This window comes from Cloacibacterium sp. (genome assembly GCF_047601505.1).
Lineage (GTDB): Bacteria > Bacteroidota > Bacteroidia > Flavobacteriales > Weeksellaceae > Cloacibacterium.
Genome location: NZ_JASGJD010000001.1, coordinates 3,361,607 through 3,375,742, shown reverse-complemented (window position 1 = coordinate 3,375,742; position 14,136 = coordinate 3,361,607). Strand labels below are relative to the sequence as shown.

Here is a 14,136-nt window from a genome sequence, read left to right as displayed (position 1 = left end):
TCTTGTAATAATGCAAATTTATGAAAATTAGTAGATTTTTCTAAACTATTTATGCCTTAAAATGAGAATGTTAATTTTTTTAGTTGTTGATTTGTTGATTTTTTAATCATAAATCGTATTTATTTTTATATTTTTATCATTCAATTATTTTTTTTTATAAATTTACAACGTTACACAAAAGTGTAATTGTACAAGAATAGGGTTATTTTCATATTTGTTAATTAACTTGTTTTGAAGATGAAAATAAACGTTGCAATAGTAGAAGACGAAAAGCATTATAACAATGCTCTGAAAAAAATTATAGATTATGATGCAGATTTGCATTGTGTAGGGCAATTCTATAATGGTAATGAGGCAATTGTAAATCTTGTAGCATTGAAGCCAGATGTAATTTTGATGGATATAAAACTTCCGGATATGAGTGGCATTGAAGTAATGTCTAAAATAAAACCTTTGATGGAAGAATCTCATTTTATGATGTGTACAAGTTTTGAAGATGATGATCATATCTATGATTCTCTTAAATTTGGAGCTGCTGGTTATCTTATAAAAGGAGAAAGTATGGATAGAATTATTACATCCATCAAAGATGTAAGCCGTGGAGGAGCTCCTATGAGTTTTGGCGTTGCAAAAAGAGTTTTAAACTATTTCAGAGAAGAAAAATCTGTAATTAACAGCCATTTGAACGACCTTTCTAAAACCGAACACGAAGTATTAGAATTATTGGCACAAGGTCTTTTGTATAAAGAAATTGCAGATAAAAAAGACATCACGATAGACACTGTAAAAAAACACGTTGGTAACATCTATAGAAAACTACATGTTAACAATAAAGTTGAAGCAATCAATATATTGAAGAAACACTAACTAAACTATAATTAACGCGAATGAAAACAAGAACAATTTTTTTGAGAATTGTTGCATTTTGTGCAATGTTCTTTATTGTAAGCTGTAGTAAAAATTCTAAATTTCCCCAAAATCTTATTTCCTTGGAAAAAACTGCTAATTCTTCAGAAGATCCTTTGGCACACATTCCTATGCCTGCAAAATTAGATTCGGCAATGAGAAAGTCTTTTGATGCTGAAACGTATGTAGAACTGAAAAAACTGAATTCTAAAAACGTTAAATCTTTCTACATTACCAAAGAAAATTATCTGAGCATGATTGATAATTTACCCGAAAATGCAGAAAAAGTTGTATTTAGCTTTGTTCAATTTAATAAAAGTAAATTCCCAAACAAATACAAAGAATTATATAAATTCGATGGCAGCTTGTATATGTTGTATTATTATTTAGATAAAGATGGTAACAATATTACTGGTAAAACGTACGCTGTACTTTCTATAAAAGACGCTGTAGAAGTCTCAGAAGCAGACTTTAATACAATGTTTCAAGATTATAAAACCAATATAAAACCAGAGATAGACCATTTTGTAAAAGGGTCTCAGGGAAATACATTGTCTGTACATTTAGCTAAGTCTGATTTGTTGGCTTACAAAGAAAAATTAGACAATAGAAAAGATATTGGTAAGTTCAAAATTACTTTGGCACAATGGGTTAATGTACCAGATTTTGTAAGCAAAGGACAAATTAAAATTTTGTCTAGTAGATTGTCTGCTTTTACTGAAGATACTGCTGGGCAAATGACTTTTATAACAGATTGCGAAAATCTTAGTGGTGAAGATATTAACAGTTTGTCTGGAGATGATATGAGTCGTTTGTGTCCAACTCAATGTCCGTAATGAAGATTAGTGAAATTATACAGTATTCATTTGATATGGTTGTTTTAATAACCATGCTGTATTCTTTTTATTTACTATTTTGGAAAAAATATGGGAAAAAGCAAAGATACTTTTTTCTATATATGATTTCTGTTTTTCTAGTAGATAATTTTGGATATTATATTAGGTTGTTTTTTAAAATAGACCAGTTTTATTTTTACTTCCCTCTGTTTTTTGTTACAATCTGCTATTTTACTTATTTTTTTATTCAAGATTATAAAGATGGTTTAAATAGAATTTTATTGATTTTTGCATCATTATTATCCATTTTTTTTGTTGCTTATTTTCAAATTAAAGCAGGTGATTTAACGATATCAACCAGCTCTTTGTTGGTTTTAATTGTGTATCAACTTTTTATTGTTTTGCAATGGTTTTGGTATATTATTAATCATACTGATGAGCAAAAAATTACAGACAAACAAGCTTTTTGGGTAAGTTGTGCTTTATTGATATGGAGCACTTTTGCTCTCTTTAGGATGTATCCAATGTATGATATAAGTAAAATTGATAAAGATTTTTTATCAAGTATTATTAATTTTTTTAATATAATCAATATTATAACATATCTACTTTATCTAAGAGGATTGAAATGTGTGAACCATAATGTGCTAAGATCATTTAATCATTTTTAAAATAAACAAAATGCCAGAACAAGTAAAACTTATGTTTTTGATAGCAATCGTTATTTTAATGACGTTTGTAGGTTTTATTGTGATGGTAGTAATGGTTTATAAGAAAAAACAATTGGTATTTCAAAAAGAAAAATTACTTCAGGAAATTCAATTTAGAAACGGAATTTTAGAGAAAGAATTAGAAATACAAAAGAAAGTTCAGGAAGAAAGAGAACGTATCTCTCACGATATGCACGATGATTTGGGAGCGGGAATTTCTGCTTTAAAACTTCAAGCCGAATTTATTAAGCAAAAAGTAGAAGACGAAATGATAAAAGCAGATGTAGATGATTTGTTGAAAACTGCAGGAGAAATGAATCTTTCTATGCGAGAAATGCTTTGGAGTTTGAATTCTGATAATGATAATCTGGTAAATTTTATGCAATATGTAGCACAATATGCAGAGAATTTTTTCAAAAAAACAGATATTAAAATTACAGTAAAAAGAGCGGTTTATTCGCTAGAAACCAAATTGAATTCAGAAGTACGTAGAAATCTTTTTCTCTGTGCCAAAGAAGCTTTTAATAATATCTATAAACACAGCAAAGCTTCTGAAATTAATATTTTGTTTAGTCTTAACAATAATGAGATGTTTACCATGCAAATTATTGATAACGGCTTGGGAATCAGTGAGAAGTCTTCTTCTGGTTACGGACTTCAAAATATGCAAAAAAGGATGAAAGATGTAGGAGGTGAGTGCCAAATTTCTAGTTCTGAAAATGGTTTAACCCTAAAATTTGTGACGTATGTTTAAGATATTACACAAAAGTGTAATTGCGCGGTAATTAAACTAACGCTAATTTTGTCTCATCAAAAAACATAATCGCGGAAGCTTAGTCTTAAACACACAAATGATGGAAATACAACAGTGGCTCTCATAGAAAGTCACTGTTTTTTTATGTTTTTCGCAAATTAATTATTGTTTTTTTTTGTACCACATTTTGTCGCCTTCCAAATGTAGATTTGTTTCAAAATTATTGATGAAAAGTGCGCCTGTTCCTAAACCTTGAGGCAAAGGATTTTTCTTGGTATAAGTGTATTGACAAATAGCGTTTAGTCCAATGTTGCTTTCAAGAGCAGAAGTAATCCACCAGCCAATATTTAAACTTTCGGCAATAGAAATCCATTCGTCACTGCCAGAAAAACCGCCAACTAATGCCGGTTTCAGAATAATGTATTGAGGTTTTATAAGCTCTAAAAGTTTCTTTTTTTCTTCAAAATCTACAATACCTATAAGTTCTTCGTCTAGCGCAATAGGAGTTGGTGTTTCTGAGCATAATCTCGCCATCATAGAATCTTCAGACTTCAGATTTCGGACTTCGGACTTCTTTATCGGTTGTTCTATAGAATGAATTTTGAGTTCGGCTAATTCTTGTAAAACGATTTTGGCTTCATCAAAACTGAATGCTCCATTGGCGTCAACTCTTAATTCTATAACTTCTGCAGGAAATTTTTCTCTAAGTTTTTGAATCACTTTTTTTTCAGATTCCCAATCTACTCCTATTTTTAATTTGATGCAATTGAAGCCTTTTTCTAGTTTTTCTTCAATTTGTTTTTGCATGAAATCTGCATTTCCCATCCAGATAAGTCCATTTATTTTTATAGAATCTTTTCCGTCTGTAAAATCACTTGGGAAGTATAAATCTTTGCCATATTTCAGATTGAGAAGCGCTTGTTCTAATCCAAAAATGATGGAAGGAAAATGTTTGAGTTCAGATTTTAAAAATTCAGCATCGTTATTGATGTTCTCGCAAAGCCAAATTAGTTTTTCTTCATATTCAGGAACGTCGTCGTAACTTAAACCACGGAAAATAGCACATTCTCCAATTCCTTTTTTGTCTCCGTCTGAAATTTCTAAAATATAAGTTTCTTTTTCGGTTAAAATTCCTCTAGAAGTCCCACTTGCTTGTTTAAAGTTGAGGTCGTATTTCTTAAATTTTGCTTGCATCAATTATATTTTCTGGTTTTTTCCAATAATAAAGTACAAAATTGAACCAATTACCGGAAGTAATATCACTACTAAAACCCAAAGTATTTTATTATTTGAGTCTTTAAAATTGCTTTTTAAAATATCTACCAAAGCGATAATCCAAAGCAAAGTTGGTAAGAATAAAAATACCGATACAATGATAAGGTAAATTGCTGAAAGACTTAAAAACATATTTTTATAAAAAATTTTGATTAAAATTACAATAAAATCATAAAACTACAGTTCATTTTGCGAATTTTCAATTTGGAAAAGTACTAAGAATTTATATTTTTTGCCATAAATTCTTCTGCTTTGGTTACCATTGCTGCACTTCCACAGAAAAAAGGAACTCTCTGGTGAAGTTCTGTTGGCTGAATTTCTAATATTCTTTTAAAGCCGTCGCTGCATTTTCCGCCTGCTTGTTCTGCTATCAAAGCGATAGGGTTGCATTCGTACAAAAGTCTGAGTTTTCCTTTTGGAGAATGAGAAGTAGAAGGGTAAATATAGATGCCTCCTTTTATCATATTTCTATGAAAATCAGATACTAAAGAGCCAATGTATCTTGAAGTGTAAGGTCTGTCTTCTTCTTCTAATTGGCAATATTTTATATAATCTTTCACACCTTGAGGAAATTTGATGTAGTTTCCTTCGTTTATAGAATATATTTTTCCAACGGTTGGGATTTTAATATTGGGATGAGAAAGATAGTACGTTCCAATAGAAGGGTCTAAAGTGAAACCATTTACGCCGTTTCCTGTGGTGTAAACAATCATGGTAGAAGAACCATAAACAATGTAACCAGCGGCAACTTGTTTTATACCTTTTTGTAAAAAATCTTCCATTTGCACTGGCGTTCCTGGTTCTGTTACACGCCTGTAGATAGAAAAAATAGTTCCTACAGAAACATTTACATCAATGTTAGAAGAACCATCTAAAGGGTCTATTAAAACCACATATTTGCTAAGGTGGGCGTTATTGGTTGCTTTAATTTCGATAAAATCGTCGCTTTCTTCGGAAGCAATTCCGCAAACAACTTCTCGCTGAGAAAGAGCTTCAATAAAAATATTATTGGCAAGAACATCTAGTTTTTGTTGGTCTTCGCCTTGTATATTTTGGTTGCCCACTTGTCCGATAATATTGGCGATTCCGGCTTTGTTTACTTCTCGGTTTACAACTTTGGAAGCAAGTCTTATGGCGCTAATTAATCTTGATAATTCTCCAGATGAATATTTAAAATCTTCTTGTTTCTCGATAATGAATTCGCCCAATGTGCGGAATGTTTGCTCAGACATGATTTTTGTTTTTTTGGTTAGTTGTAAATTTCGTAAAAATTTGCCAATTTTCATCATGAAATTTAAACAGAAACATTTGAAAATAATTTAATAAATTTGAAGGTTTGAAATGTTATAAGGTACAACAATGAAAATTTTTAAATTTGGAGGAGCATCTGTGAAAGATGCTGATAGCGTAAAAAATGTAGCTAAAGTGTTAGAATCTCAAGGTTTTGAGAAGTGTCTATTGGTAGTTTCTGCAATGGGAAAGACCACCAATGCTCTTGAAAAAGTAGTAGAATATTACTTTAAGAAGGAAGATTTCCATAGTGAAATCGAGAAGATAAAACAGTCTCACCTAGAAATTACTAAAGGACTTTTTGCGGATAATCATTCCATTTTTGGAGAGGTAGCATTGTTTTTTGATGATTTGGAAGCTTTTCTTAGAAGAAATAAATCACCAAATTATAACTTTGTTTATGATCAAGTAGTAAGTTGTGGCGAAATGATTTCGTCTAAAATCTTAAGCGATTTTCTTAATGATATAGGTTTTGCAAACTCTTGGCTAGATGCCAGAGATTATGTGAAAACAGATGATTCTTACAGAGAAGGTGTGGTAAATTGGCAAGAAACAGAAGCTAATGTGGCTAAACTTAACAAAGAACAATCATACGTTACACAAGGTTTTATAGGTTCTGAAGATAATAATTTTACTGTAACTCTTGGTAGAGAAGGTTCAGATTATTCTGCTGCAATTTTTGCCTATTGTCTTAATGCAGATGCAATGACGATTTGGAAAGATGTTCCTGGTGTAATGACTGGCGACCCAAGAAAATTCGAAAATGTAACATTGCTTTCTAATATTTCTTACGAAGAAGCAATAGAAATGGCTTATTATGGAGCATCTGTTATTCACCCGAAAACATTGCAACCGCTTAAGCAAAAAAATATTCCTTTCTACGTTAAATCATTCGTAGAGCCTATGAAACCAGGTACTAAAGTGGGGAATTCTGATAAAAACCAAAGCGAAGAAAGTTATATTTTAAAAGAAAATCAGGTTTTAATTAATATTTCGACGAGAGATTTCTCTTTTATTGCTGAGGATCATATCAGTCAGATATTCAATCTTTTGGCAAAACATAAGGTAAAGGTTTCTCTGATGCAAAACTCGGCGATTTCTTTAGCTCTTTGCTTAGAAGATAAATTTGGTAAAATAGATGTAGTAAATGAGGAGTTGAATTTAAAATTCAATACAGATTTAGTAAAAAATGTTTCGCTTTATACCGTAAGAAATGCTAACTTAGACGAACTTTCTAAATTCTATGAAAATAAGAAAGTTTTACTAGAGCAAATTTCAAAACAAACGGTACAAATTGTTACAAACTAATACTACTAATGACCCTCATTTCAAAACAAGACCTTATAAAAGCTGCAGGGCTTTCTAAGTTTGGATTTCTTAAGAAGCCCATTGCTGCTACTATGATGAAGCTAGTGAAACTAGATGGTGTAAACAAGCTTTATGATAAAATAAAAAATACCCAAGGCAAAGATTTTTTTCGATGCTTTTCTTAAAGAACTAGATGTTCATTATATAGCATACGAAGAAGATTTGGCAAAAATTCCTAAAACGGGTCCATTTATATTGGTCGCCAATCATCCGCTTGGTGCTATCGATGGAATTTTGATGTGTAAAATTCTCACAGAAATAAGACCCGATTTCAAAATAATGGGCAATTTTCTTATTCAGAAAATAGAACCCATTAAAGATTTTGTAATTCCAGTTAATCCTTTTGAAGAAAGAAAGGAAGCGTATAGCAGTTTGGGAGGAATGCGAGATACATTGAAACATCTAAAAGATGGTGGTTGTATCGGGATTTTTCCTGCTGGTGAAGTTTCTAATAAAAATAATGAAACAGGTGAGGTTTTAGATAAACAATGGGAACTAACGGCTTTGAAATTAATTAAAAAAGCTAAAGTACCTGTTGTGCCTTTTTATTTTCATGCTAAAAATTCTAGAACTTTTTACAATATCGCAAAGATTCATCCAGATTTGCAAACACTTATGCTTCCTTCCGAAATGCTTAAAAAAAGAGATAAGCCCATCAGAATAAGAATAGGAAAGCCTGTAAGCACAAAAATTATTGAAGATTGTGATGATGCTAGAGAAATGGGAGATTTTTTGCGAAAAAAAGTCTATATGATGAGGTCTTATTATGAGAGAAGGAAATCTATTACAGAACTTTTTAAATTGTCTAATCTGCCACTTAAATTCCCTCTGAGGCAAGAAGAAGTGGTGCAAAATATTATAGACGAAACGCCTGTTGAAGATTTACTAAAAGATATAGAAAATCTTAAAGCTAAAGACAAAATGCTTTTTGCTAACGGAAATTATGAGGTTTATTTCACCGAATACGACCTTATTCCGTCGCTAATGAGGGAAATTGGTAGGCAAAGAGAACTTACTTTTAGAGGAGTAGGAGAAGGTACCAATTTGCCTTTCGATTTGGATAAGTACGATCAACATTATCATCATTTAATTTTGTGGGATAATGCCGCCAAAAAAATTGGTGGAGCTTACAGAATGGCGCTTGGAGCTCAGGTGATGAAACAATATGGTATTGAAGGATTTTACATTAGTTCTTTATTTGAATTCGACCAAGAATTACGCCCATTTTTTAGAAAAGTAATAGAAATGGGAAGAGCTTATATTACCGCGGAATATCAACAAAAACCGTTGCCTTTATTTTTACTTTGGAGAGGTATTGTACATGTTTGCCTTAGAAATCCTGAACATAAATTTTTGATGGGAGGGGTAAGCATTAGCAATAGATTTTCAGATTTTTCTAAATCTTTGATGATAGAGTTTATGCGTTCTCATTACTATGACTCTGTTGTGGCTCAATATGTGCATCCAAAAAATGATTATAAAGTAAGGCTTAGGGAAAAGGATAAAAATCTGTTTTTCGAAGGATTAGATAATGATTTGAATAAGTTTGATAAACTTATTGATGATTTTGAGCCTCAAATGAGACTTCCTGTGCTTATTAAAAAATATATAAAGCAAAATGCTAAGGTTATCGCTTTTAATGTAGATCCTAACTTCAATGATGCTATAGATGGATTAATGTATATTAGAATTAGCGACCTTCCAGAAAGTACAATAAGACCTGTTTTAGAAGAAATGAGCGAACACTTGAAAGAAACAGAAAAATAATACCCTTGAAAATCAATTGTTTTACTGATTTGATTAAATTTAAAGGATAAATACTTGCATGGTGTGAAAAAAGTCTTTATTTTTGCACCACTTTAAAAACTAAAGCTAAATTGGTTTCTTAGCTCAGTTGGTAGAGCAACGGACTGAAAATCCGTGTGTCCCTGGTTCGATTCCTGGAGAAACCACTTTTATTTTTTATTTTACTTTTATTATTTAAAAGTTTTAGTAAAAAATTGCAAAACAACCTTTAAGGTTTCTTAGCTCAGTTGGTAGAGCAACGGACTGAAAATCCGTGTGTCCCTGGTTCGATTCCTGGAGAAACCACTTTAAGCCACTCATTTTAATGGGTGGTTTTTTGTTTTTGTATTATTTTTTTAATATACATGTATTTTTAGGGTATTCTTTTTAAATTTTCTTCAGTTTTTGAATACTCAATGATGATTTTCATCATGTTTCTAGATTTTACAATTAATTCAAGTTTTTATATTTCTAATTTTGAACTTATAATTTCTAATAATGATGAAGAGAGTCAATGTTTTACTGTTTTTTGTTTTCCTATTTATCAATTTTAAGGCTCAAAAAATTGGTGGTATTGTAAGTAATGATAATGGTAAAAGAATTCCTTATGTTTCTATAGTTGCTACCAAAGATAAAATTGTAAAGAGTACTGTTGCAGATTTTGAAGGTGTTTTTTTAATAAAATTACCAGAAAATGGAGTTTACAATATCGAAATTATTTACCAAGGAAAAACGATTTTAAATGAAGATTTAAATGTAAACGGAAATATAAAGAAGAATTTTTCTGTTAACGAAATAAAGGAGGTCGAAATAAAAGAAGTTAATATCCTAAAAACAAAAAAATTAATAGAGAGAAAAGCAGACCGATTGGTTTTTAATATTGAAAATTCTATTTCGGCACAAGGCGGAAACGGATTAGATGCTTTAAGAATAACCCCAGGATTGAGAGTAGATAAAGACCAAATTAAAATGATTGGTAAAAGTGGACTTTCGGTAATGGTGAATGATAAATTATTACAACTTTCTGGTGAAGATTTAATTAATTATCTCAAAACTCTTACTTCTGATGAGATAAAAAGTATAGAAGTAATTACAGCTCCTCCTGCAAAATTTGATGCGGAAGGAAATAGCGGAATTGTAAATATTGTATTGAAAGAAGCTAAAAAAAATTCTTTTAATGTTAATCTTTCCACAGCATATACACAATCAAAATATAGCGATTACAACGAAAGTATTGCAGTAAAATATAGCAAAAACAAACTTTCTCTTTATACCTCTGCTTCTCATGGTGACGGTACTAATTTTTATCGTACGGAAGATAGTAATATCTTCTATCCAGATAAATTATACCAATCTAAAAGCAAGATGAGAGATAAATATGGAGATAATATTAATCTCAATTTTGGATTAGATTATGAGTTTTCTAAAAAACTTTCAATGGGAATTCAATATCTTACGAATTACTTTTATATTCCAGATAATTTGGATAATAACATTACCAAAATATTTTCGGCTAAAGATTATTTAATTACCACAGAATCTAGACTTTTTGATAAAAAGAACGGTAATAGCTTAAACTATCACTCAACTTATAAAATAGATTCTTTAGGTAAGAAAATAGATTTTAATTTAGATTATTTTAACTACGATACTAAAAAGTCTAGGTTTTTTGAGACCAACGAGTACGAAGACCTTACTGAAAATTATTTAAAAACTTATACCGCAGCAGATAATAAAAGCAATCAGAAAATTAATAATGTATCGGCTAAATTAGATTTTGAATTTCCTTTAAAATGGCTTAAACTTAATTTTGGAAGTAAAATTTCTGAAACTAAAAACAAGAGCATAATAGATTTTTATGATTGGTCTTCTGGAGAAGCTATTTATCAGCCTAATAGAAGTGATGTATTTAATTATCAAGAGCAGCAACAAGCTGTTTACATATCTGGAAGTAAAAAAATGGGGAAATGGGATGCTCAGCTTGGAGTTCGCTTAGAAAATACTAATGCTAGAGGAGAGTCTGAAACGCTATCAGAAGTGCATGAGGATAAATATCTAAAAATTTTCCCTACCGTTTATCTACTTTACAAACCCAACGAAAATAATTCTTTTTCTGTAAATTATAATAAAAGAATTAGTCGTCCTTCGTATAGAAGACTTAATCCTTTTGTAAGGTATATAAATCCTTATTCTGTTACACAAGGAAATCCTTTCTTGCTACCTTCTTTTACCAATAATTTTGAATTAAATTTCACGCACAAAGACAATTGGAATACTTCTTTATATCTAAGTAAAAGTGATGATGTAAATGAACAGATTAATTACATTAATAAAGACAATATCAATAACAGAACTAAATACGAAAACGCTTTTAATGAGCTTAATTTTGGAATTAATCAATCTTACACATTTCAAAAATGGAAATGGCTAGAAAGCAGTAACAGCATGAGTGCTTATTATAAGAAAATTAAATCTTTGTTTCCAGAGTATATTGATAATTATAATGGTTGGAGCATGTTTTTCGAGACTTCTAACACATTTATTCTGAATAAAGAAAAAACAATTTCACTGTCTTTAGATTATTGGTTGCAACTGCCAGAATATTATGGACCTTATAAAATGAAAACAATGTCTAATTTAGGAATTGGATTAAAGACTTTATTCTTGAAAAAACAACTGTCTATTTCAATTTATGGTGACGATCTTTTAAGAACGTTGAAAGTACAAAATACCACATATTTTTCAGGAATTAAAAGTACATTCAAAAATTATGAAGATAGACAATCTGTAAGAATTTCGGTGAAATATTCTTTTGGAAATTCTAATATTAAGAATAAAACAATAAACAAAAGCAACGACGAAGAAAAAAATAGAGCGAATTAATAAAAAGAGCTAATGTTTTAAAACTAGCTCTATGTATATTTGATTTGTGTTTTTTAATTAACGGTTGTAAGCATAGAATTTACTGTAAAAGAGCTAGATTGTGTTCCTCCGCTATAGCTTCCGGTAAGGTATAAACCATTGAAATCTGTCCCATTGCTTACAGTACCTCCTTTGTATATTTTGTATGTTTTTCCTGTGCTTAATTTGGCATTAGAGAAAATTAATTTTGTAAAAGATTTTGGTGCTAAGAACGTTAAAGCTTCTGTACCATCTGAAGATTGTACATGTACAATTGTATTTGCACTACCGCTTCCTAAGATTACAGTAGGTTGAGTGGTAACATTTGTGGTAGGTTTGCTGGTGTCTCCTGCAATTCCTACAATAGAACCTCCTGTAATTTTGAAAGTGTTTTGGTCACAATCAAAACTTGCTTCTGGAGCAGAAGCACCTATTGCGATGGTTTTTCCTCCAGTTATGGTAAGTGTTCCGTTAGAATCTATTCCATCGTTAGTTGTACTATAGGCGTAGATATTTCCACCGTTGATATAGATTGCATCACCTGCGTTAATGGCATCATCTGTCGTTTTGATGTAAAAAGTTCCATCATTGATAGTAAGTCTTGTTTTACTTTCTATACCTTCTTCCGAAGCATTTATTGTAAAATTACCACCATTTATAACAATGTAAGGATCAATGGTAGCGTCTGTATCATAAGAAGCAGCGATACCGTCACCAGATGAATTAATAGTAGTAGTACCACTGTTGAAGACCATGTAACCTTCTTCTACTTCAATTCCGTCGCTAGAAGAGGTTAGATTTAATTCTCCTCCATCCATCACAAAAGCATCATTAGTATGTATAGCATCTGTAGCTGCTGCTGTTACTTTTATTACACCATCTCTTACTCTAATATAATCATCACTTGCTATTGCATGTTTGTATTTTCCGGTTACATTTAGAGTACCAGTACCACTAAAAATTAATTGTCCTTCGCTGAAAATTGTTCCTTTTAAATCTTCTTCTTCACCAGCAGAATTGTAGGTTGTAGTATAATTAGTAGTATCTGTAAAGGTTATTGGTTGTTCCTGTATTTAAGATGATAAATGCTCTTTTACTAGATTGTAAATTTAGTGCAGGACCGTCTGTACTTGTTAAAGTAACTCCATTTAGAGTAAGTTTATATTTTTTTGTGCTATAAACTTTAAGAGAGCCAGCAGTACTTGCGCCAGAGAGTACGTATTCTATACCAGAAACGGTAGAATTTACTACAACATTTGCTCCGTTATTGGTAATTGTAACACCAGTTGCAGAACCAGTAATTGTGGCAGATGTACCAGAAAAAGCAATGTTAATAGTTGAGCTGAAGGTTTCGTTTTCTATTAAATCATCAGAATTGCTACCATTAATAGCGGTATCGCCTTCTGCTGTGCCAGATGAAGTAGTATTCGTAATTGTAACAGCAGAGCTACTCGTACTAGACGAAGAGTCACTAGAGTCAGAATCACGAGAGCAAGCTACATTTATGGTAATAATTACCATAAGAGACATAATCATTTTTAATTTATTCAGGGTATTCATATAAATAAAAGTTTTAAGTTTTACTACATACTGTTGAAGTTTTCAAGAATTATCTTGATGGTTTTTTTGAACAAAAAGAATAATTATAATCTCATATTTTACTGTGAATTTAAGTTAGAAAAAGAGTGTAAGGAAATTCTATTTTTAATTTTTTAAGGCTAAATTTGTATAACAAAGTTGGTTTTAAAATAGTTGAATAACAAAAAAATGAGGTAAATGCACTTTTTTTGTCGGGGAAAATAATCTCTATATTTTTTCGTATTCGCAGATGCTTATTTGAGGATGAAAAGCCATCATATAAGTAGAAAGCACTTCCTCTTTGTTCAGATTTTCGGAGAGTAAAAATTTTTGATCAATTATATCAATCAATAGAAGTTTTTTGCTAAAAAAAGTGATTCCGATTTTAAATTTAGATGCGTCGTTAAGATGAGCGCTTACCAAATCTAATTTGTAATTTTCGAATGTGAAAAATTGGTTACCAAGTACATCTGGAAGGCTTTTTATTTCGCCATTAAGTTGTTTTATGTAATTTTCGGAAGCAGCACTCAATAGAAATGGAATTTTATAAGCATTGGGATTTTGAGCCAACAATTCCCAATAGTAATTTACAGGTTTTTCGTTTGAATTAAATACCTGATGCTGTATTCTGTATTCATTATAAGTGTCTTCGAAGACATATTTGTCCCAAAGATGTTCAGAGTTTTGATCAATAGTAATTCTAAATGCAAGTCTTATTTTAGCTTTCATCATT

At 30.8% G+C, this 14,136-nt stretch carries 11 protein-coding genes, 2 tRNA genes and 1 pseudogene; 8 read left to right on the top strand and 6 right to left on the bottom strand.

Annotated elements, in window-relative coordinates; all coding sequences use genetic code 11:
• Nucleotides 1–237 precede the first annotated feature (237 nt).
• From QM746_RS15225 to QM746_RS15215, 3 genes are all read left to right on the top strand, one after another.
• Nucleotides 238–867 carry a response regulator gene (locus QM746_RS15225; RefSeq protein WP_414984996.1) on the top strand — a complete coding sequence of 210 codons (630 nt, stop codon included), beginning with the start codon at nucleotides 238–240 and terminating at the stop codon, nucleotides 865–867.
• Nucleotides 868–887: 20 nt separating this feature from the next.
• Nucleotides 888–1,742, top strand: a complete 855-nt coding sequence (locus QM746_RS15220) for a hypothetical protein (protein WP_414984995.1) — start codon at nucleotides 888–890, stop codon at nucleotides 1,740–1,742.
• A gap of 681 nt (nucleotides 1,743–2,423) precedes the next feature.
• A complete protein-coding gene (locus tag QM746_RS15215; protein ID WP_414984994.1) occupies nucleotides 2,424–3,206 on the top strand; it encodes a sensor histidine kinase in 783 nt (260 codons plus the stop codon).
• Between the two features lie 162 nt (nucleotides 3,207–3,368).
• Here QM746_RS15215 and menC read toward each other — a convergent pair whose 3' ends face one another.
• The 3 genes from menC to fbp all read right to left on the bottom strand — a co-directional run bounded on the left by menC (nucleotide 3,369) and on the right by fbp (nucleotide 5,713).
• A complete protein-coding gene (gene menC / locus QM746_RS15210) occupies nucleotides 3,369–4,400 on the bottom strand; it encodes an o-succinylbenzoate synthase (RefSeq protein ID WP_414984993.1) in 1,032 nt (343 codons plus the stop codon).
• A 3-nt stretch (nucleotides 4,401–4,403) separates the two neighbouring features.
• Nucleotides 4,404–4,613, bottom strand: a complete 210-nt coding sequence (locus QM746_RS15205; protein WP_414984992.1) for a PLDc N-terminal domain-containing protein — start codon at nucleotides 4,611–4,613, stop codon at nucleotides 4,404–4,406.
• An 83-nt stretch (nucleotides 4,614–4,696) separates the two neighbouring features.
• Entirely contained in the window at nucleotides 4,697–5,713 is a 1,017-nt protein-coding gene (fbp, locus tag QM746_RS15200) for a class 1 fructose-bisphosphatase (RefSeq protein WP_374362129.1), read from the bottom strand.
• Between the two features lie 127 nt (nucleotides 5,714–5,840).
• On the opposite strand from fbp, the gene QM746_RS15195 reads away from it, so the two are divergent.
• The 5 genes and pseudogenes from QM746_RS15195 to QM746_RS15175 all read left to right on the top strand — a co-directional run bounded on the left by QM746_RS15195 (nucleotide 5,841) and on the right by QM746_RS15175 (nucleotide 11,807).
• Nucleotides 5,841–7,079: an aspartate kinase gene (locus tag QM746_RS15195; protein WP_414984991.1), complete on the top strand. Its 1,239-nt coding sequence runs from the start codon at nucleotides 5,841–5,843 to the stop codon at nucleotides 7,077–7,079.
• Between the two features lie 8 nt (nucleotides 7,080–7,087).
• A pseudogene (locus QM746_RS15190) lies at nucleotides 7,088–8,906 on the top strand (lysophospholipid acyltransferase family protein).
• Between the two features lie 112 nt (nucleotides 8,907–9,018).
• Nucleotides 9,019–9,091: transfer RNA gene (locus tag QM746_RS15185), tRNA-Phe, on the top strand.
• A gap of 66 nt (nucleotides 9,092–9,157) precedes the next feature.
• Nucleotides 9,158–9,230: transfer RNA gene (locus QM746_RS15180), tRNA-Phe, on the top strand.
• A 192-nt stretch (nucleotides 9,231–9,422) separates the two neighbouring features.
• Complete coding sequence (locus QM746_RS15175) at nucleotides 9,423–11,807, top strand: outer membrane beta-barrel protein (RefSeq protein ID WP_414984990.1); 2,385 nt, start codon at nucleotides 9,423–9,425, stop codon at nucleotides 11,805–11,807.
• 53 nt (nucleotides 11,808–11,860) lie between these two features.
• On the opposite strand, the gene QM746_RS15170 is transcribed toward QM746_RS15175, so the two are convergent.
• From QM746_RS15170 to QM746_RS15160, 3 genes are all read right to left on the bottom strand, one after another.
• Entirely contained in the window at nucleotides 11,861–12,883 is a 1,023-nt protein-coding gene (locus tag QM746_RS15170; RefSeq protein WP_414985163.1) for a carbohydrate-binding domain-containing protein, read from the bottom strand.
• Nucleotides 12,861–13,385 carry a carbohydrate-binding domain-containing protein gene (locus tag QM746_RS15165; protein ID WP_414984989.1) on the bottom strand — a complete coding sequence of 175 codons (525 nt, stop codon included), beginning with the start codon at nucleotides 13,383–13,385 and terminating at the stop codon, nucleotides 12,861–12,863. Before QM746_RS15165 ends, QM746_RS15170 begins: the two co-directional genes overlap by 23 nt.
• Before the next feature lie 246 nt (nucleotides 13,386–13,631).
• Nucleotides 13,632–14,135 carry a hypothetical protein gene (locus QM746_RS15160; RefSeq protein ID WP_414984988.1) on the bottom strand — a complete coding sequence of 168 codons (504 nt, stop codon included), beginning with the start codon at nucleotides 14,133–14,135 and terminating at the stop codon, nucleotides 13,632–13,634.
• Between the last annotated feature and the right edge of the window lies 1 nt (nucleotide 14,136).